This window comes from Lysinibacillus sp. GW821-FHT14F06 (genome assembly GCF_058803665.1).
In genome coordinates this window covers 1-19,459 of record NZ_JBXAPF010000049.1, presented here as the reverse complement: position 1 = coordinate 19,459, position 19,459 = coordinate 1, and the positions used below count along the sequence as shown (strand labels likewise).

Annotated in this window: 15 protein-coding genes, 1 riboswitch and 1 other annotated feature; of the genes, 5 read left to right on the top strand and 10 right to left on the bottom strand. The window is 38.1% G+C overall.

Annotated elements, in window-relative coordinates:
- Window positions 1-67: 67 nt before the first annotated feature.
- From leuS to AC1RNS_RS25080, 4 genes are all read right to left on the bottom strand, one after another.
- Window positions 68-2,485, bottom strand: a complete 2,418-nt coding sequence (gene leuS / locus AC1RNS_RS25095; protein WP_492996557.1) for a leucine--tRNA ligase — start codon at window positions 2,483-2,485, stop codon at window positions 68-70.
- A 92-nt stretch (window positions 2,486-2,577) separates the two neighbouring features.
- Window positions 2,578-2,789, bottom strand: a binding site (T-box leader).
- Window positions 2,790-2,853: 64 nt separating this feature from the next.
- A complete protein-coding gene (locus AC1RNS_RS25090) occupies window positions 2,854-4,593 on the bottom strand; it encodes a SulP family inorganic anion transporter (RefSeq protein WP_492996556.1) in 1,740 nt (579 codons plus the stop codon).
- A gap of 54 nt (window positions 4,594-4,647) precedes the next feature.
- On the bottom strand, window positions 4,648-4,995 hold the full coding sequence (locus AC1RNS_RS25085; protein ID WP_492996555.1) for an ArsR/SmtB family transcription factor: 348 nt from the start codon (window positions 4,993-4,995) through the stop codon (window positions 4,648-4,650).
- A gap of 166 nt (window positions 4,996-5,161) precedes the next feature.
- Window positions 5,162-6,340: an MDR family MFS transporter gene (locus AC1RNS_RS25080; protein WP_492996554.1), complete on the bottom strand. Its 1,179-nt coding sequence runs from the start codon at window positions 6,338-6,340 to the stop codon at window positions 5,162-5,164.
- 607 nt (window positions 6,341-6,947) lie between these two features.
- Between AC1RNS_RS25080 and mnmL the strand changes: the two genes are divergently transcribed.
- Both mnmL and mnmM read left to right on the top strand, forming a co-directional pair.
- The gene (gene mnmL, locus AC1RNS_RS25075) at window positions 6,948-7,904 is read left to right on the top strand and encodes a tRNA modification radical SAM protein MnmL/YtqA (RefSeq protein WP_492996553.1); all 957 of its coding nucleotides are present in this window, start codon (window positions 6,948-6,950) and stop codon (window positions 7,902-7,904) included.
- Complete coding sequence (gene mnmM, locus AC1RNS_RS25070; RefSeq protein WP_492996552.1) at window positions 7,901-8,479, top strand: tRNA 5-(aminomethyl)-2-thiouridylate-methyltransferase MnmM; 579 nt, start codon at window positions 7,901-7,903, stop codon at window positions 8,477-8,479. The genes mnmL and mnmM overlap by 4 nt, the downstream gene beginning before the upstream one ends.
- A 131-nt stretch (window positions 8,480-8,610) precedes the next feature.
- Here the strand turns inward: mnmM and AC1RNS_RS25065 are convergent, their stop codons facing one another.
- Both AC1RNS_RS25065 and AC1RNS_RS25060 read right to left on the bottom strand, forming a co-directional pair.
- On the bottom strand, window positions 8,611-10,119 hold the full coding sequence (locus tag AC1RNS_RS25065) for an alanine/glycine:cation symporter family protein (protein ID WP_492996551.1): 1,509 nt from the start codon (window positions 10,117-10,119) through the stop codon (window positions 8,611-8,613).
- A 125-nt stretch (window positions 10,120-10,244) separates the two neighbouring features.
- Complete coding sequence (locus AC1RNS_RS25060; RefSeq protein ID WP_492996550.1) at window positions 10,245-11,051, bottom strand: alpha/beta hydrolase; 807 nt, start codon at window positions 11,049-11,051, stop codon at window positions 10,245-10,247.
- A 134-nt stretch (window positions 11,052-11,185) separates the two neighbouring features.
- Between AC1RNS_RS25060 and AC1RNS_RS25055 the strand changes: the two genes are divergently transcribed.
- Entirely contained in the window at window positions 11,186-11,707 is a 522-nt protein-coding gene (locus tag AC1RNS_RS25055) for a gamma carbonic anhydrase (RefSeq protein ID WP_286923392.1), read from the top strand.
- A 140-nt stretch (window positions 11,708-11,847) separates the two neighbouring features.
- On the opposite strand, the gene metK is transcribed toward AC1RNS_RS25055, so the two are convergent.
- On the bottom strand, window positions 11,848-13,041 hold the full coding sequence (gene metK / locus AC1RNS_RS25050) for a methionine adenosyltransferase (RefSeq protein ID WP_492996549.1): 1,194 nt from the start codon (window positions 13,039-13,041) through the stop codon (window positions 11,848-11,850).
- Window positions 13,042-13,329: 288 nt separating this feature from the next.
- Window positions 13,330-13,447, bottom strand: a riboswitch (SAM riboswitch).
- Between the two features lie 537 nt (window positions 13,448-13,984).
- On the opposite strand from metK, the gene pckA reads away from it, so the two are divergent.
- A complete protein-coding gene (gene pckA / locus AC1RNS_RS25045; RefSeq protein ID WP_492996548.1) occupies window positions 13,985-15,571 on the top strand; it encodes a phosphoenolpyruvate carboxykinase (ATP) in 1,587 nt (528 codons plus the stop codon).
- A gap of 283 nt (window positions 15,572-15,854) precedes the next feature.
- On the opposite strand, the gene AC1RNS_RS25040 is transcribed toward pckA, so the two are convergent.
- From AC1RNS_RS25040 to AC1RNS_RS25030, 3 genes are read right to left on the bottom strand one after another with little or no spacing between them, the layout of a single operon-like run.
- Entirely contained in the window at window positions 15,855-16,631 is a 777-nt protein-coding gene (locus AC1RNS_RS25040) for an alpha/beta hydrolase family protein (protein WP_492996569.1), read from the bottom strand.
- Window positions 16,615-17,079, bottom strand: a complete 465-nt coding sequence (locus AC1RNS_RS25035) for an NUDIX domain-containing protein (RefSeq protein WP_492996547.1) — start codon at window positions 17,077-17,079, stop codon at window positions 16,615-16,617. Before AC1RNS_RS25035 ends, AC1RNS_RS25040 begins: the two co-directional genes overlap by 17 nt.
- A 26-nt stretch (window positions 17,080-17,105) precedes the next feature.
- Window positions 17,106-17,666, bottom strand: a complete 561-nt coding sequence (locus tag AC1RNS_RS25030; RefSeq protein ID WP_492996546.1) for a helix-turn-helix domain-containing protein — start codon at window positions 17,664-17,666, stop codon at window positions 17,106-17,108.
- 168 nt (window positions 17,667-17,834) lie between these two features.
- Between AC1RNS_RS25030 and AC1RNS_RS25025 the strand changes: the two genes are divergently transcribed.
- On the top strand, window positions 17,835-19,313 hold the full coding sequence (locus AC1RNS_RS25025; RefSeq protein WP_492996545.1) for an L-lactate permease: 1,479 nt from the start codon (window positions 17,835-17,837) through the stop codon (window positions 19,311-19,313).
- Window positions 19,314-19,459: the final 146 nt, after the last annotated feature.

Genomic DNA, 19,459 nt, shown 5'->3' with positions numbered 1-19,459 from the left:
TAATAACATCTTTATTAGTTTCAATATAATAGAAAAAAGTGCCCAAATTTTGGACACTTTTTTATCATTATTTTACTACGATATTCACAAGCTTGCCTGGAATAACAATGACTTTCACTAAGTCTTTTCCTGCCATATGCTCTTGTACTTTGCTGTCAGTAAGTGCTACTTTTTCGATTTCTTCCTTAGAAGCATCTTTTGCTACGATAATTTTTGCTCGTACTTTACCTGCAACTTGAACAGCGATTTCCACTTCATCATCCACAAGTTTAGACTCATCATATGCTGGCCACTGCTCATAAGCTAGTGTTGCATTATGTCCTAGTAGTTGCCATAATTCTTCGGCAATATGTGGAACGATTGGTGCTAGCATTTTTACGAAGCCATCTGCGCAAGCTGCTGGAATGACATCTGCTTTGTAGCAATCATTAATGAATACCATCATCTGTGAAATAGCTGTATTAAAGCGGATACCTTCATAATCCTCAGTCACCTTTTTCACTGTTTGGTGATAGGATTTCTCAAGTGATTTATCATCTGAAACTTGAATTTTTGAAGAAAGAGCACCATCTTCTTCATTCACAAATAAACGCCAAATACGATCTAAGAAGCGGCGTGCTCCGTCTAAACCATTTGTAGACCATGCCACAGACGCCTCAAGAGGTCCCATAAACATTTCATATAAACGTAATGTATCCGCACCATGTGAATCAATGATTTCATCTGGGTTTACAACATTCCCCTTAGATTTAGACATTTTTTCATTACCTTCACCAAGAATCATGCCTTGGTTAAATAATTTTTGGAATGGCTCTTTCGTGTGAACAGCGCCTAAATCATATAACACTTTATGCCAGAAGCGTGCGTAAAGTAAATGTAATACAGCGTGCTCTGCGCCACCAATATAAATATCAACTGGTAACCAACGTTTTAGCAATTCTGGATCAGCTATTGCTTCTGAATTTGTTGGATCGATATAGCGTAAGAAGTACCAGCTTGAGCCTGCCCATTGTGGCATTGTATTTGTTTCACGGCGTCCTTTTTTGCCAGTCTCTGGATCCACAACATTTACCCACTCTGCAATATTAGCTAGCGGTGATTCACCAGTACCAGAAGGTCGGATATTATCTGTTTTTGGCAGCATCAAAGGTAATTCTGATTCTTGAACTGGTGTAATCGTGCCATCTTCCCAATGAATCATTGGGATTGGCTCACCCCAGTAACGCTGACGAGAGAATAACCAGTCACGAAGACGATAAGAGATTTTCTTCTCTCCTACGCCCTTTAGCTCTAACCATTCAATCGCCTTGGCAATGCCATCCGCTTTATTTAAGCCATTAAGGAAATCGGAATTAATATGCTGTCCATCACCTGTAAATGCTTCTTTACTGATGTCTCCACCTTCAAGGACAGGAATGATCTCTAAATTAAACTCTGTAGCAAACTCATAGTCACGTTCATCATGTGCTGGAACCGCCATGATAGCACCAGTACCATAAGAAACTAATACATAGTCTGCAATCCAAATTGGTGCTTTTTTACCATTAATCGGATTCACTGCATAGGCGCCTGTAAATACGCCTGTTTTTTCTTTAGCTAAATCTGTACGCTCTAAATCTGACTTCATTTTTACTTTTTCTAAGTAAGCATCAACAGCTTGTCGTTGTTCAGCCGTTGTAATTTGCTCTACTAATTTATGTTCAGGTGCAAGTACGCAGTATGTAGCACCAAATAATGTATCTGGACGTGTCGTAAATACTGTAAAGTTTTCATCTATGCCATCAATGCCAAATGTCACTTCTGCTCCTTCTGAACGACCGATCCAGTTACGCTGCATATCTTTAATAGATTCTGGCCAATCCACTTCTTCTAGGTCGTCTATTAAACGATCCGCATAAGCTGTAATTTTTAGCATCCATTGCTTCATTGGGCGGCGCTCAACAGGGTGACCACCACGCTCTGATTTCCCATCAATTACTTCCTCATTTGCCAATACCGTTCCTAATGCTGGGCACCAGTTTACTGCCACTTCATCTACATAGGCTAAGCCTTTTTTATATAGCTGAATAAAGATCCATTGTGTCCATTTATAATATTCTGGGTCTGTTGTGTTTATTTCACGATCCCAATCGTAGCTAAAGCCAAGCTCTTGAATTTGACGTTTGAATGTTGCAATATTTTTTGCCGTAAATTCAGCGGGATCATTTCCTGTGTCAAGTGCATATTGTTCTGCTGGTAAACCGAATGCATCCCAGCCCATTGGATGTAGCACGTTAAAGCCTTGCATGCGCTTGAAGCGTGACAGGATATCTGTCGCTGTATAACCTTCTGGGTGTCCTACATGAAGACCAGCTCCAGATGGGTAGGGGAACATATCTAACGCATAAAATTTTGGTTTATCTGTTTCATTTACTGTTTTAAACGTTTTATTATCAGCCCAATATTGCTGCCACTTTTTTTCAATTTGTTGATGATTAAAACTCATTTTTTTTCCTCCTTTAATTGTGCCATGCTTTTCATCTTATAGAATTGACAAAATATTTAAAAAATAAAAAAACTCGCCCCTTTCTTTATTAAGAAAGGGACGAGAGAATTCGTATCTCCCGCGGTACCACCCAAATTAGTGATCACACTCGGCTCTAACTTCCTTAACGCGGAAGGAACGGCACGCGTTGCTTCACGCGGGCAGACTCAGAAGGTGAGTTCAATATGCTCTCCTACTAGCTTCCACCAGCCGCTAGCTCTCTAAAAAGAATCACAAATTTACTATTCCTCATCACTGTCTTTACATGTATTGCATTTATTCTAATGGAAAGTGTTGAAAAGCACAAGTCTTTGTTCATATGCTAACCATTACTGTACAATTAAATCCCTTTTTTCCTTAGATTGTGATAATTCCTGACATTCACGGAAGGCAAAATGTTTACAGCCTATACACTTATTTGTATCTAAATAGCTAAAAGCCTCATTAATTGCTTCTCCTGTGTGCGGATAAAAATGAGCTTCACCAATTTCATCATACAGGCCATTGTGCTGAAGCGCTGCTTTCATTTCATCCTGTAGTCCTGTTATTAAAATAGTTCCACCTTGCATTTTGAAATTTCGAATAATACTGCCAAAATATGTCTCACCTGTTGAGTCCATAAAGGGCACTTTACCCATACGCAATATTAATACTTTAGATTGATGCGTTGGAGTGGCAATGGCCTGCTCGAAAGTAGACGCTGCACCAAAAAAAAGTGGCCCTTCAATTGTATAGATACTAATTTGTGGACAATCATGCTGCTGATGAACAACATGTGATTGTACTTTTTCATGCTTTAATGAGTGATCTGGTAATACCTTTGTGACAACAAGCTTCTCGCTCATACGCTTTGCAAATAACACAACAGCTAACACAAGCCCAACCTCCACAGCTAGTGTTAAACTTGTAAAAACAGTCAGTAGGAAGGTAATAATTAAAACTAGTGAATCTCCTGATTTTAACTTCACAATATGTGCAAAATGCTTTTGTTCACTCATATTCCAAGCAACAACCATTAAGACAGGAGCCATACTCGCCAAAGGAATATGTGAAGCATATGGCGCTAATAGCAATAAAGTAATTAAAACAAAAACACCATGAATAATACCTGACATCGGCGATACTGCACCTGTTTTGATATTTGTCGCTGTACGGGCAATAGCACCAGTTGCCGGAATTCCTCCAAACAATGGTGTTACAATATTCGCAATGCCTTGGCCTACAAGTTCACGATTGCTATGATGTTTACTATTTGTCATACCATCCGCGACAACTGCCGATAAGAGTGATTCAATACCACCAAGCATTGCAATAACAAAGGCCGGTCCTATAAGCAGTTGAACTCGTTCCAATGTGATATCCGGTATCGCAAAGTTCGGTAAAGTGCTTGGAATTTGACCATAGGCAGTCGCTATTGTAGCAACTTGTCCTGAAAAAAAGAACGTTGCAATAAGTGTAGAAACAAAAATACCCACTAACGCTCCTGGTACTTTCGGTAAAATTTTCGGTGTCAATAAAATAATAATGAGACAAATAATTGCTGTGACAATACTATAAAAATTTATAGTACCAATATGCATCACAATTTCTTTTATATTAGCAATAAAATACTCGTGTCTTTTCATATTCGTCAGCCCTAAAAAATTGGCAATCTGTCCCGTAAAAATAATAACGGCAATACCAGCAGTAAACCCTATTGTTACAGGGCGTGGGATAAACTTAATTAATGAGCCTAGCTTAAAAATACCCATTAAGCACAGCATAATTCCTGCCATCAAACCAGCAATTAATAAATTTTCGTAGCCATATGCAAGAACGATTCCTAGAAGAATTGGCACAAATGCACCTGTTGGTCCACCGATTTGAAATTTCGAACCGCCAAAGATAGAAATTAGTATACCAGCAATACAAGCTGTATAAATCCCATACTCTGGTTTGACACCTGAAGCAATCGCAAAAGACATTGCTAGTGGAATTGCTACGATTCCTACAATGATGCCCGACAGTAAGTCCTTTTTTAAATGATGAACTGAATATCCTTCAAATCTTCCTATTAACAGTGACTTCATACATTAATCTTCCCTTCGAAATAATAAGCAAAGCAAATCTTTCAAAAAATATGATTATATATTCTCTTCGTCACTTCCATTGATGGTCATCTCTTCTAATCTTGTAATCGTATTAATTAAGTGATTGTTAAAAATCTCCTTGGCTACTCCAAGCAATTGACCAATCATCGGATCACTTAATGAGTAGTAAACTTTTTTCCCCTCTTTTATCCCATATACGATATTTTTTGCTCGTAAAACACTTAACTGCTGAGAAACAGCCGAACCCTCTTTTTCTAAACAGCTTTGTATCTCATTGACGCTTTTTTTACCGTCTACTAGTAATTCTAGTATTCTTATTCGTAATGGATGAGCTAAGGCTTTAAAAAAATCTGCCTTAAACTGCTGCAAGCCCTCTTCCACTTACATCCCTCCAAGGAATTCATTTTAACATATTCAAATATTTGAATATGTATGATTGTACGCCTATTTGTACCTTTAATCAATATCCGATCTAAAAAAACGAGTAAAAACTATGCTTTTTGCACAATTTTCACTCGTTTACATACTATTTCTGTCAAATCAGCCTTTACTCAATGGCTGATTGATGTTTACGTAAAGGATAGTCATAGATTAAACATGGAACAATGGCAAACAATACAATGATTACTAGTATTAACACAAGTACAATCATTCCAAACTGATCAACCATAATACCACCAAACAGAGGTCCAATCATCCTACCAGCTGTTGCTGCACTATTGATAATTCCTTGGTAGAAGCCCTGCCGTCCCTTAGGGGCAAGCTGATTTGCGATTGTTGGTAAAGCTGGTGTATAAAACATTTCTCCGAAAGTTAAAACAACCATGGCAGCCGCAAACATTGTAAAATCACTCGCAAAGGCAATAATGCCAAATGATAATGCAATCAATGTAACGCCGAATACCAATTGACGCTTTAATGTATGCTCCCATCGCTTGACAAGTGGCGCAATAAGTGGTTGCCCAATAACGATGAGAAGACCATTAATCGTCCATAGCAAGCTATATTGTTTCAAACCTAATCCTAAATCTTGTGTATACGAAGAAATGGTCGCACTCCATTGTGAATAAGCCAACCAGCATAGCACAGAGGATGCACTAATAATTAATAATGCATAAAATGGTGCTTTGTTAATGATTTTCTTACTTTCACCCACTACATTTTTCGGTGCAATACTGCCTATCTCTAATCGCTTAAATGTAAATAACGCTATAAAAAAGAACAAAATATACATGACTAGATTTACCTTGAATACGTAGTCAAATTGGTAATCAGCCACAATACCAGCGAGTGCTGGACCGATAGCAACCCCTACATTTTGAGCAAGATAAATAGCATTAAAGGCCTTTCTTCCCCCCTCAGGCCACGCAGTTCCAGCTAAAGCAAACATTCCAGGAAATACGATACCTCCACTAAAGCCAAGAATCGTTAAGAACCATACATAATGCGGCCAGCCGTGCCAAATCGTTAACCCTATTAATGAGGCAATCGTTAAAAGAATGCCGAGCATGATTGACTTATAGCCACCTATTCTATCAAATAAATAACCACCTAATAGATTACCTAATACCCCCGCAGCAGAATTCAACATCAAAACAAAGCCAGCCATCGCCAATGACTTTCCTAAATAATCGTGCATATAAATGGCGTTTAAAGGCCATAAAAATGAGTTGCCCGTTGTGTTCACAAGCATTCCAATAATTAAAAACCAAACACTTTTTGGCATAGAATGACCTCCATTATTTCGCTACTCTAAATAGTTAGTGTATGCTGAAAAATACAAAAGCACAAGGAAAATAATTTTACTTTTTTTACAGTGGCAACAAAGTACATTTACGGTATGTTCAGGCTGATTTCTTTGTCATCACTTCATTTGGAGGGTTGAATTGATTTTTGCTCCGCTTTCGCCTTCTTCCGCTCGGGTTACCCGGATTTTTGCTCCGCTTTCGTCTTCTTCCGCTCAGGTTACCCACCTTTTCGCTTCGCTTACCTCTTCTTCCGCTCGGGTTGCCCGGATTTTTGCTCCGCTTTCGTCTTCTTTCGCTCAGGTTACCCACCTTTTCGCTCCGCTTTCCTCTTCTTCCGCTCAGGTTACCCGCCTTTTCGCTCCGCTTACGTCTTCTTTCGCTCAGGTTGACCGTCTTTTCGCTCCACCTTCTTCTTCCGTTCAGGTTGCATAAAATTGAGGCAACTGCTGTAAAATCCAATTGATATAATACCCCTGTATGGGAATACAAAAAATGCCTCTGTTTGAAGTTTCGCTTTATTAAATTCTTCCCTCATGACGGAAGCACTAGTACATGATAAAATATAGCTTTAGAGGAGTGAAATAAATGACAGAAACAAACTTTCCTTTTCCTTCAGATGGGAAAAGATATTATACATGGAATCGCTATTTACGTGAGCAATTTGGTCATAAAGTTTTTAAGGTAGCACTAGACGCGGGCTTTGACTGTCCAAATCGTGATGGTACCGTTGCCTTTGGAGGTTGTACGTTTTGTAGTGCAGCAGGTTCAGGTGATTTTGCGGGCAACAAAGTTGATCCTATCGAAGTGCAATTTGCTGAAATCCGTGACAAAATGCATCAAAAATGGAAGGACGGCAAATACATGGCCTACTTCCAAGCATATACAAATACACATGCACCACTTCCTGTATTAAAGGAGAAATTTGAAGCAGCATTGGCTCAAGAGGGTGTTGTTGGATTATCAATCGCAACACGCCCAGATTGTCTGCCAGATGACGTAGTTGAGTATTTAGCTGAATTAAACGAACGCACGTATTTATGGATAGAGTTAGGACTTCAAACAGTACATGAAAAAACAGCAAATCTTATCAACCGTGCCCATGATTATGCCACATATAGAGAAGGTGTTGAAAAGCTACGAAAGCATGGTATTCGTGTATGCTCTCACATTATTAATGGACTTCCTCTTGAAGACTATGACATGATGATGGAAACTGCTCGTGAAGTCGCAAAGCTTGATGTACAAGGCATTAAAATTCATTTACTACACCTTTTAAAAGGTACACCAATGGTTAAGCAATATGAAAAGGGCATGCTAGAATTTTTAGATCAGGATGTTTATACGAAGCTAGTAGCAGATCAGCTTGAGATTTTACCTCCGGATATGGTCATTCACCGTATCACAGGGGATGGACCCATTGATCTAATGATTGGTCCTATGTGGAGTGTTAATAAATGGGAAGTATTAAATGGCATTGATGCGGAGCTTGAACGCCGTGGAAGCTGGCAAGGGAAATTATATCAGGCTGAGGTTGTCAAATGAAGCTACAACGCGTTTTACAATATGCACAACAATTATTAAAGGCTACAGTTGAAGAGGGCGATACAGTGGTGGATGCTACTGCTGGTAATGGTCATGATACATTATTTTTAGCACAGCTTGTCGGAGATAATGGTCAAGTGTATGCCTTTGATGTTCAAAAAAGCGCTGTGGATACCACGCTGCTTCGCCTGCTAGATCATGGCTTAGAGCATCGTGGACTTGTCTTACATAGAGGGCATGAGGAAGTTGCTAAATATGTACACACGCAAGTAGCCGCTGCTATATTTAATTTAGGTTACTTACCTGGCAGTAATCACGATATCATTACCAAGCCAAATACGACAATAGTCGCTATTCAAGATTTACTAAAGCTGCTGAAAATCGGTGGACTGATTGTTTTAGTCATCTATCATGGTCATCCGGGTGGTAAGGAGGAACGTGATGCTGTTATAGAGTATGTGAGTCAGCTTCCTCAAAAATATGTACATGTATTAAAATATGAGTTTCTAAATCAACAAAATGATCCACCTTTTGTTATTGCACTAGAAAAAATGAAAGATTACCCAATCGAATAATTATTAAGGCATGGCTTCGATACTACATCGAATTCATGTCCTTTTATTTATCATTTATACAACCAGATACATAAAAAAAGCTATTAAAATAGAAATAAAACATTCCTATTTTAATAGCTTTCCTATATTATCTATTTATTTTGACGTTTTTCATTATAATCAACCCAGAAGTCGGCACCTTTAATGCCTAGTTTTCGAGGATCAAAAACAGGATCTTTCCCTTCTTTTTTCTGTTTCTCATAATCCTTCAACGCCACTATAGCAGGTTTCATAATGATTAAAATCGCTATAACGTTAATCCATACCATCAGCCCAAGTCCAACATCCCCCATTGCCCAAGCAAGGTCAGATGTACGAATTGTACCATAGAATGCAGCTATTAAAATAGCAAACTTCGCAATCCATATGACGACTTTTTCAGAAGATCCAGAGAATAAATAGGCCACATTTGTTTCAGCAATATAGTAATATGCCATAATTGTCGTGAAAGCAAAGAAGAATAATGCAATTGCTACAAATGGACCACCGAATCCTGGTAATGAAGAATCTACAGCAAATTGTGTGTATGCTGCACCTTCCTTAATACTTTTCGCAAACGTTAGTTGATCTTCCCCAGTAAGACCATTTTTATTAAATTCTCCAACGTGAATAAATGGATCAGCGCCTTCTGCTGCCTTTTCATCCTGTACATTATACATGCCCGTAAATAAAATCATAAATGCTGTAGCTGAACAAATTAATAATGTATCAATGTACACGGATGCGGCTTGCACAATTCCCTGTTTTGCAGGGTGTGACACTTCTGCGGCTGCAGCTGGATGTGCACCAGTTCCTTGACCAGCTTCATTTGAATAAATTCCACGCTTAACGCCCCAAGCAATTGCAGAGCCAATAATCCCGCCAAATATTTCTTGTGCACCAAATGCGCTAGAAAAAATAAGAGCGAATACGGATGGTATTTCTGAAATATTCATTGCAATAATAATAATAGCCATAATAATATAAGCTAATGCCATAAACGGAACAATAATTTGCGCAGCATTCGCAATCCATTTAACTCCACCAATAATAATTGCCCCTAATAATACAACAATAATAAGACCTGTAATCCAAGTTTCAATATTGAAAGCGTTTTCAACAGCGGTCGCAATTGCATTTGATTGAACACCCGGCATTAAGATTAACATGGCAATTAATGCTGCTATAGCAAAAATTACTGCGAACCATTTTTGCCCCATTCCTTTTTCTATATAAAAGGCAGGTCCACCCCGATATTCAGTATCTTTTTCCTCTTTATAAATTTGAGCTAATGTCGATTCCACATAAGCAGTTGCTGCACCGATAAAGGCGATTGCCCACATCCAAAAAACGGCACCAGGCCCTCCCATACCTATGGCTGTAGCTGTACCAGCAATATTACCCGTACCTACTCGCCCAGATAATGCAATAGACATTGCCTGGAAAGAGGAAATCCCCTTTTCCGATTTTTCACCTTTAAACATTAAAACAAACATATCTTTAATGTGTCTTATCTGTAAGAACCGTGTAATGATTGAAAAAAACAATCCAATTAACAAAATTCCATAAATAAACCATGGTCCCCACAAAATGTCATTCAGTTTTCCAACAATTGCTTCCATCTTACCCCTCCAATGTGAAAATTCTATTATAAGTCATTATAGTATTACACTTTTCTGAAAATTACAATATTATATTTCAGAAATAATAAATTACTAATTTTCTAGTTAATTGGAGAGGCCATACATCATTCGATGATATAGCCAATTCTACGAAGTGCGTTGTTGATAAAATCACGAATATAGACAAAAATCTCTTCCCTCTCTACTTCGTGAAATAGATTATGGTAGCAATTCGCCCATTCTTTGAATTGAAACTCTGTAAATTCCTGCTGATGAAGCCAATTACGAGTCTGTTTAGTTTCCGTTATATTATCTTTTTCTGCTGTCATCACCAGCATAGGCATATTAGGGAATTGAGCCTTAGGTAATAATACTAAATTTCGCATCATTTGCTGCAGCTCTCGATACCATTTCACTGAAACAACTGTCATAAAAGGAATCTCATCCTTCATCTCTTCTCTACCTTCTACACTACGGGTCAATTTTTCAAATGTAATTTCATGTGTTATTTTAACATTAGCTGTTAGAGCACTTAAACTTGTTAAAGCATTTGATAGTTTACCTGGTAACAACTTCAATTGAAGCCATGGTGAGGTTAAAATAATGCCTGCACATTCATATTTTTTCTTCTGCATAGTATGTAGTAATAATGTTGCACCAAGACCATGTCCTATTAAAAACACTGGTAAGTTATACGAAAAAGCATTCTCCATTAAATGTCTTGTATACTTATTGTATTCTTTAATATCTTCATCATGGACACGCGAAAATCTTGCATTGACACCATGATTAGGCAAATCCCCCATGACTATGTGGAAGCCTTCCAATCTAAGTTTTTCTATCAGCCATGCATACCAGCGGTGATTTTCATATGCACCATGAAGAATAGCAACCACAGCCTTTGCTTGTCCATCAGCTTCCCATTTCCACATTTACATAGTCCTCCTAAAAAATAATTACACATTGATTATAAGTGAAATATCTAACTTCATTAATTTTATATTTCCATCAAGTTGCGTATTTGATACGATAATATTACATCATAGAAAGAAAAGAGGCGATTCTCATGATCTATCCATTTAAAGGTAAAACACCAACAATCGATCCATCCGTTTTTATAGCTGATTATGCTACCGTTACTGGTGACGTTACAATAGGGGCTGAAACAACTATTTGGTTTAACACTGTTATTCGTGGTGATGTGTCACCAACTATTATTGGTAAACGAGTAAGTATTCAAGACCTTTGTTGCTTACACCAAAGCCCGAAATACCCGCTGATTATTGAAGATGAAGTAACAGTGGGACATCAGGTAACTTTACATAGCTGTACGATTCGCAAAAATGCCTTAATAGGTATGGGTTCGATAATATTAGACGGAGCAGAGATTGGAGAGGGTGCATTCATAGGAGCTGGCAGTCTAGTACCTCCGGGTAAGGTCATTCCACCGAATAGCTTAGCATTAGGTCGTCCGGCTAAGGTTGTTCGTGAATTAAATGCTGAAGATAAAGAAGATATGGAACGTATCGTCCGTGAGTATGCAGAAAAAGGACAATATTATAAATCTCTTCAAGCAAACAATAAATAAAACTAAACAAAGCAGCCCATATCATTTCGGGGCTTCTTTTTTATATTAAGAAAAGGGCTATGTAAATAAACTAGCCCCTTCCTAAATTAATACTTTCATATAATTTATAATTCACTTTAACACTTTAGCGGGATAGCTTATTAACGTACTCTTTCTCTTAAAGCATCTGCTTTATCTGTTTGCTCCCAAGGTACATTTAAGTCAGTACGACCGAAGTGTCCATATGCAGCAGTTTGCTTATAGATAGGGCGACGTAAATCAAGCATTTTAATAATCCCTGCTGGACGTAAGTCAAATAGCTCACGTACCCACTCGACTATCTCGCTTTCTTTCACTTTTCCAGTGCCAAATGTATCAACAGCAATGGATACTGGCTGAGCAACGCCAATTGCATAAGCTAATTGTACTTCAGCACGTTCTGCTAAACCTGCTGCTACAATGTTTTTGGCTACATAGCGTGCTGCATATGCTGCAGAACGGTCAACCTTTGTGGCATCCTTTCCAGAGAACGCACCACCGCCATGACGCGCATAGCCACCGTATGTATCCACGATGATTTTGCGCCCAGTTAGGCCTGCATCACCTTTCGGACCACCGATGACGAAACGACCAGTAGGGTTAATGAAATATTTAGTATTTGCATCTAGTAATTCACTTGGAACAACTGGTGCAATTACGAACTGTTTTAAATCTGCCTGAATTTGTTCGAGTGTTGCCTCTTCATCATGTTGTGTTGAAATGACAATCGTATCTACTCGTACTGGGATATTGTTTTCATCATATTCAATCGTCACTTGCGTTTTACCATCAGGACGTAAATACGCTAGTTCTCCAGATTTACGAGCTTCTGTTAAACGACGTGCTAATTTATGCGCTAGACTAATTGGTAGTGGCATAAGCTCAGGCGTTTCGTTACATGCATAACCAAACATTAAGCCTTGGTCACCTGCACCAATCGCTTCAATGTCAGCGTCTGTCATAGAGCCTTCACGAGCCTCTAGTGCTTGGTCAACTCCCTGTGCAATATCTGGTGATTGCTCACCAATAGCTACAAGCACTGCAAGGTTTTCTGCGTCAAAGCCATATTTCCCTCGTGTATATCCGATTTCCGCTACAGTATCTCGGACAATACCTTTAATATCTACATAGGTAGAAGTCGTAATTTCTCCTGCTACTAATACTAATCCTGTTGTTACTGTTGTTTCACACGCTACACGTGCATTTGGATCTTCTGCTAAAATGGCATCTAAAATGGCATCCGAAATTTGGTCACAAATTTTGTCTGGATGTCCTTCTGTCACGCTCTCTGATGTAAACAGTCGACGGTTTGTCATTTGGTTTTCCTCCTATTACTCTTACAAAAAGTATTTGTGAATGAATACGGTACTCATTACCCATGTCAAGTCCGCTCCTAAGGATTGAACTCTCAAGCCGTTACTGCTGTCGCTCCACTTTCGTACAAAAAACAGCTGATGCTTTTAACACGAGGATTTCGAAAGATCCGTCATTATAATAAGGAAAGAACTACATATACTTACCTTTGTATTTGTTTTTAACAAAAAAAAAGCCTTTTCTCACGCTTACTAACATGAGGAAAGGAATAATGACTTCGTAACCTTTCACTCTTATCGTTCAAGGGGTTTCCCTTGCATCAGGTTGGCACCAACGCATGTCGTGAAATAGTTCATGCAGGTTGCCGGGTTTCACAGGGCCTGACCCTCCACCAGCTCGGGATAAGAGTATCCGTTCAATATCTCATATTACGTAAAAGGTCGAACGTTGTCAAATATTTTTTGCTGTATTATTGTTAAGGTATGAGAGAAATTTTATGACCACAATATGATTGACACTTGGATGATGCTGTAAATGGAAGCAAAATAATCCCTATTACTACCTTATATCCTGTGTTAACATAAAAGTGACCTAGTGTCTTCATACATATAGCATAATTCTTATGACACAGAAGCCAACACCCTCTACATGCGGGAAGATGAAATCAGGTTTTACTCCTTCAAAACTCGAGTTAATAACCTTCCATCTTGTGCGAACCTCATGTTGGTCAAAGGCTATCAAACGCGGTTATGCTCTGGTGAATGAATGATGACATCTCTCATTATAAATTTACTTTTTGTCGTTTTCTTGAAAAGTAATAAAATCTCAAAAATAATTTCTGAATTAGTATAGATTATTTAAGCAATTGTGTTATACTATTTTTGAAATTAAGAAATTCTCCCTCAAACTCAAGGGAATACTATAAAAAAGGATGGTATTTAATCGATGAATTCAGTAGAAATTGCAAACGAACTGAAGGAATTATTAAGCGGCGGTAACATTAATGTTCAACTTTCAGTACCACAATTAGCTGAAAAGGCTACATCTCGTGGTGAAGCTATGTTAACAGTAGATGGCGCAGTTCGTGCAGAAACTGGCAAATACACTGGTCGTTCACCTAAAGATAAATATACGGTAGAAGAAGAAAGCACAAAGGATAAAATTGACTGGGGCAAAGTAAACCAACCAATTTCTTCTGAAGTGTTCGATAACTTATATGTAAAAGTAGTAAAATATTTAAAAGAACGTGACGAATTATTTGTATTTAAGGGCTTTGCTGGTGCCGATAAAGATTCACAGCTTAGCATCCAAGTCATCAATGAATACGCTTGGCACAATCTTTTTGCTCATCAATTATTTATCCGTCCAACAGAAGAAGAGTTAGCTTCTCATGTTGCTGACTTCACAGTTATCTCAGCTCCTAACTTTAAAGCAGACCCTGCTGTGGATGGTACAGCTTCTGAAACATTCATCATTGTATCTCTTGAAAAGAAAGTCATCCTAATCGGCGGAACTGAATATGCTGGTGAAATCAAAAAATCAATTTTCGGTATTATGAACTACCTATTACCACAACAAGGCATCCTTTCTATGCACTGTTCAGCAAACGTTGGTGAAGCTGGAGATGTGGCATTATTCTTCGGTTTATCTGGTACTGGTAAAACGACTTTATCAGCTGATCCTGATCGTAAGCTTATCGGTGACGATGAACACGGTTGGTCTGATAACGGTGTGTTCAACATCGAAGGCGGTTGCTATGCAAAAACAATTAATCTTTCTGCTGAAAAAGAACCAGAAATCTACAACGCAATCCGTTTCGGTTCAGTTCTAGAAAACGTAGCTGTTGATCCAGAAACTCGCGTTTGTGACTATGATGACGGTTCATTAACAGAAAATACACGTGTCGCATATCCAATTCAATATATTGATAATATTGTTGATCCATCTGTTGCAGGTCACCCAAAAACAATTATCTTCTTAACAGCTGATGCATTTGGCGTATTACCTCCAATCAGTAAATTAACAAAAGAGCAAGCAATGTACCACTTCCTAAGTGGTTTCACATCAAAACTTGCTGGTACAGAGCGTGGTGTAACAGAGCCAGAACCAGTATTCTCTACTTGCTTCGGTTCTCCATTCCTTCCACTTCCAGCAACTGTCTATGCTGAAATGTTAGGTCAAAAAATTGACGAACATGGTGCGCAAGTATACTTAGTGAACACTGGTTGGACTGGTGGCGAATATGGTACTGGTAGCCGTATGAAGCTTTCTTACACTCGTACAATGGTACGTGCTGCAATCGAGGGCAAATTAGCTGGTGCTGAAACAATCCAAGATTCAGTATTTGGATTACACATCCCAACTGCTGTTGAAGGTGTACCAACAGAAGTGCTTAACCCTCGTGATGCATGGTCAGACAAAGCAGCTTATGACAAAAAAGCGGCTGAGCTTGCTGGTCTATTCAATGAAAACTTCAAGAAATTCTCTAATGTTTCTGAAGCTATCACTACTCTAGGTGGTCCATTAAAATAATTACTTATACAAAGGGAACGATGTTAGTCGTTCCCTTTTTCTTTTTATTTTTTACGAACTTTGTATCGCTGCTTAGGACTACTTAAAGAGCTAACTATGCAGGAGTAAAGCTACTGCTATCATACAAGTATTATAGCAGTAACATATTTTTCCCCTTTCATGCTAGTTAATGACTGCTGGAGATGATTGTTAGGGGAGCATCCAATCTTTTAGAAAAATGGTAAGTAATTATTTCCCACCATATCCTCGTTAAAAAGCACTGTTCGGGGAATGGCGGGTCCAATTACTGACGCTTCATCCATTCGCTAAGAGCATGGACGGTCTCACGATTTTTTGCTGGTGGATATTGATGGGCAAAATGACGATCATACCATGTTTCATAAGTTTTGTTGGCATCCTGTAAATAAAATTCTAATTGTCTGGCATGCTCAATATCTACATTTTCATCTTGATAGCCATGAATAATAAGCACTGGGGCTGTAATATGCTCTACCTCAAATAATGGTGTTCGTGCATCATAAGCCTCTGGCACACGATTTGGTGTTCCACCAATTACTCGCTTCATCATTCGACGCATATCTGTACGCTCCCAATAAGTAGCAGTTGCATCTGAAACGCCTGCCCATGTTACAACAGATGTAATATCTCTACGTAATATTGCTGTCCAAAGCGCCATAATACCGCCGCGTGAAAAGCCAAAGACATGAATATTATCATTGCAGTACTGCTTTAATACATCAACTGCATATACAGCATCATATCGATCAGCTCCTGCAAACTCATCTCGCCCCTCGCCACCACGATTACCTCGATAATACGGTGCAAAAACGATAAAGCCCTGTGCTGCAAATTGCGCGACACGTGAAGGTCTAACCATACCAATGCTTTGCATGCCTCCACGTAAATATAAAAAGCCATCATATGTACCTTCTGCTTTTGGCTCAGCCAACAAACCCTTCACACGTAGCCCCAAAGATATATAGGTAATTTCTGTTAATCGAATAGCTGGATTTGGCGAGGGATAGGCGCGTTTTTCTACGATATCACCATTGATCATAATGTTTCAACTCCTCCAGCATTTTTTGCATGCCCTCATCCTTCATATGAAAGCTTAAATTTGGATGATTCGCAAATTCATCATCTGTTAACCAAGCCATCCCTGATGTCTCTAAATCAAACTCGATGTCCTCCTGCCCTGCAAATTGAGCAGTAAAAACCGTTTTACAAAATAACACTTCATCATGAACTGCATATTCTGCAAACCACTTTAAATTTTTCACATGAACACCAGTTTCCTCAAATACTTCTCGAACTGCTGCCTCTTCCAAAGTTTCTCCAGGCTCTTGCTTTCCACCTGGAACCTCTACGCCGCGTCTTTTATGAATTGTACATAGCCATTTGTTGTCATATTTTAAAAAAACAAGAACATGTTTAGGTTCAACTGTAAATTCGCCTCTTGTAAAACTTAAATCCACATGTAAACCATTTAAATCTATAAATGAGAACATCCTGTTCAACTCCTTTATTTGCCCTCTTATTTCATACTTTGAGTCGAATCGATTACTAAAAAATATTGGCATTCTTCAGCAGTTAGATTTATAAATCTATGCTCTGTATCTGCCTCAAAAAAGAAGGAATCTCCCTCCTGTAATTCTTCAATAAGAGAGCCATTCCCTAATTCAACTCGTAATGTCCCCTTATGAATATAAATAAATTCTTTAACACCTGGTTTATGTGCTGGAAAGACACCTGATTCTTTATTTGCAGGCACTTTATTCAAAATAAACTCAATTCCTCTAGAAGGAAACGATGGAGACAATAAATGACGCTGGAATCCTGAATTTTCATCCCTATAAACTAGTCGTTCATTCTTTCTTATGACAACTGTATCCCGTTTATCCTGCTGATCTAATAATGCAGACAGTGTCGTATTTAATGCCTCAGCGATTTGACAGGCAACTTGAATGGTAGGATTTTTTTCTTCTCTTTCTATTTGAGATAACATAGAGGCACTTACTTTACTAAGAGCGGACAGATCGTGTAATGTCATTTTTTTTTGCTTTCGTATGTTATTTACTTGCTTTCCAAACACCATAAATTCACACTCCTTTTCTCATGACCCTTTGGAGATACAGTTATTTTTACTATAGTGTAATTATGCTATTACAATCAACAAATAATCGCTAATATTTTACTCCATATAATTTACACTATAGAATAAATATTATACACTATAGTAAAATTATCATTAGGAGTGATTTCTTTGATAAAGGTTATCTTTGCACTTTTACCATTAATCAGTATTTTATTGATGCTTTTTGTTTTAAAAAAATCTTCAATTTTTACAGGGAGTACTGCGATACTTATGACAGCAGCCATTGCCATTTCTCCAATTTTTCACTCTAGCACAGACGTATTATCGATTCCCTTTATTAAAAGTTTTTTAACGACATCATTGGTTGCCTATATTTTATTCTTTGGAATTTTTTTATTTCATTTAATGGAGAAAGCAGGCGCAATACAGAAAATTGCCTCCTTTATTTCTACTTCAACTAATGATCGTGTTTATCAGATTTTAATTCTTGCTTTAGGGCTATCGCCTTTAATTGAGGCTATAAGTGGATTTGGCTTAGCGATTATTGTAATAGCCCCCATTTTGATAGCTTTAGGTTTCCATCCTGTTCAGTCAGCTCTTATTGCATTAATCAGTCTTTGTATTATTCCATGGGGAACATTGGCAATGGGGACAATTATCGGAGCAACTTTAGCCAATATTCCATTAGCCTCATTAGGAATCGCAAGTGCAGCAATGTGCATGCCTATTTACATATATTTTGCTTTTTTAGTAGTTTTCATAGGGGTAGGTAAGAAAGCTGTAAAAGAAAAATTTCTTAGCATTCTCTTTATTGGCTTATTATTAGGAGGTTCCGTCTTTATTTGCAATTTATACGGTAGTGTAGAACTTGCAGGCATATTCGGCTCATTAACTGTCATCGCTGCTAGCTTTTGGATGATGAATAGAAAAATCAAAAAATCTTCTGTAGAAACACCAAAAGATTTAATCAAAAATCTATCACCATATTTACTACTCATTACACTATTATTCATTTCAAGAATGGTGCTTCCGCTAAAAGATTTTTTATCAGCTTGGACTATAACAAGCTCAACATTTAATTATCAGTTTTCGCCTCTCTATGCACCAGGCTTTTTTCTCATTATCGTATGTATTTATAGTATTGCTATCTTTCATATCAATCGCACAGCTATCCTTGACAGCATTACTTTAACGATCAAAAAATGCTCTCCTGTTATTCTAACTACATTTTTGTATATTGTTGTTTCTGAAATAATGTCCCAATCTGGAATGATAAATGTTTTATCTGTAGCTGCAGCACAAGCCTTTGGATATTATTTTGTACTACTAACTCCAATCATTGGAGCGATAGGAGGATTTCTAACGGGCAGTAATACTGCTTCTAATACAATGTTTATTCGATTGCAAACTGCAACAGCGCAACAAATTGGCATTTCCCCACTATTGGCTGCCAGTGCCCAAAATGTGAGCTCCTCTCTGATGACAATGGTTAATCCATCAAGGGTTGCCCTTAGCTGTTCAGTTTGTCAAATTGGTGAATGGGAAAATAACATTCAAAAGAAGTTGGTATTTGTAGGGGCTGGAACTCTATTACTAATAGTTATTGAAATTGCCATAATAGTCGTTTTCAAATTAAATCTTCAATAAAGATAAATAAGGAAAGCACCCTCTTTTTTAAAGGATTCTGTAACTTTTTGGGATGATAAATGTCATATAAATAAGGAGCATTCCTGTTAGAAGGATTTTCAGGGGCTTGAAATCAGAAAAGCCCTCTTGTATGATGCATGAGTGTC

Coding starts and splice junctions, on each gene's coding strand:
- mnmM (WP_492996552.1), top strand. CDS start 7,901: ATGAAGCTACAACGCGTTTTACAATATGCACAACAATTATTAAAGGCT.
- pckA (WP_492996548.1), top strand. CDS start 13,985: ATGAATTCAGTAGAAATTGCAAACGAACTGAAGGAATTATTAAGCGGC.
- AC1RNS_RS25065 (WP_492996551.1), bottom strand. CDS start 10,119: ATGGAAGCAATTGTTGGAAAACTGAATGACATTTTGTGGGGACCATGG.
- AC1RNS_RS25080 (WP_492996554.1), bottom strand. CDS start 6,340: ATGCCAAAAAGTGTTTGGTTTTTAATTATTGGAATGCTTGTGAACACA.
- AC1RNS_RS25035 (WP_492996547.1), bottom strand. CDS start 17,079: ATGTTCTCATTTATAGATTTAAATGGTTTACATGTGGATTTAAGTTTT.
- leuS (WP_492996557.1), bottom strand. CDS start 2,485: ATGAGTTTTAATCATCAACAAATTGAAAAAAAGTGGCAGCAATATTGG.
- mnmL (WP_492996553.1), top strand. CDS start 6,948: ATGACAGAAACAAACTTTCCTTTTCCTTCAGATGGGAAAAGATATTAT.
- AC1RNS_RS25090 (WP_492996556.1), bottom strand. CDS start 4,593: ATGAAGTCACTGTTAATAGGAAGATTTGAAGGATATTCAGTTCATCAT.
- AC1RNS_RS25055 (WP_286923392.1), top strand. CDS start 11,186: ATGATCTATCCATTTAAAGGTAAAACACCAACAATCGATCCATCCGTT.
- AC1RNS_RS25030 (WP_492996546.1), bottom strand. CDS start 17,666: ATGGTGTTTGGAAAGCAAGTAAATAACATACGAAAGCAAAAAAAAATG.
- metK (WP_492996549.1), bottom strand. CDS start 13,041: ATGACAAACCGTCGACTGTTTACATCAGAGAGCGTGACAGAAGGACAT.
- AC1RNS_RS25060 (WP_492996550.1), bottom strand. CDS start 11,051: ATGTGGAAATGGGAAGCTGATGGACAAGCAAAGGCTGTGGTTGCTATT.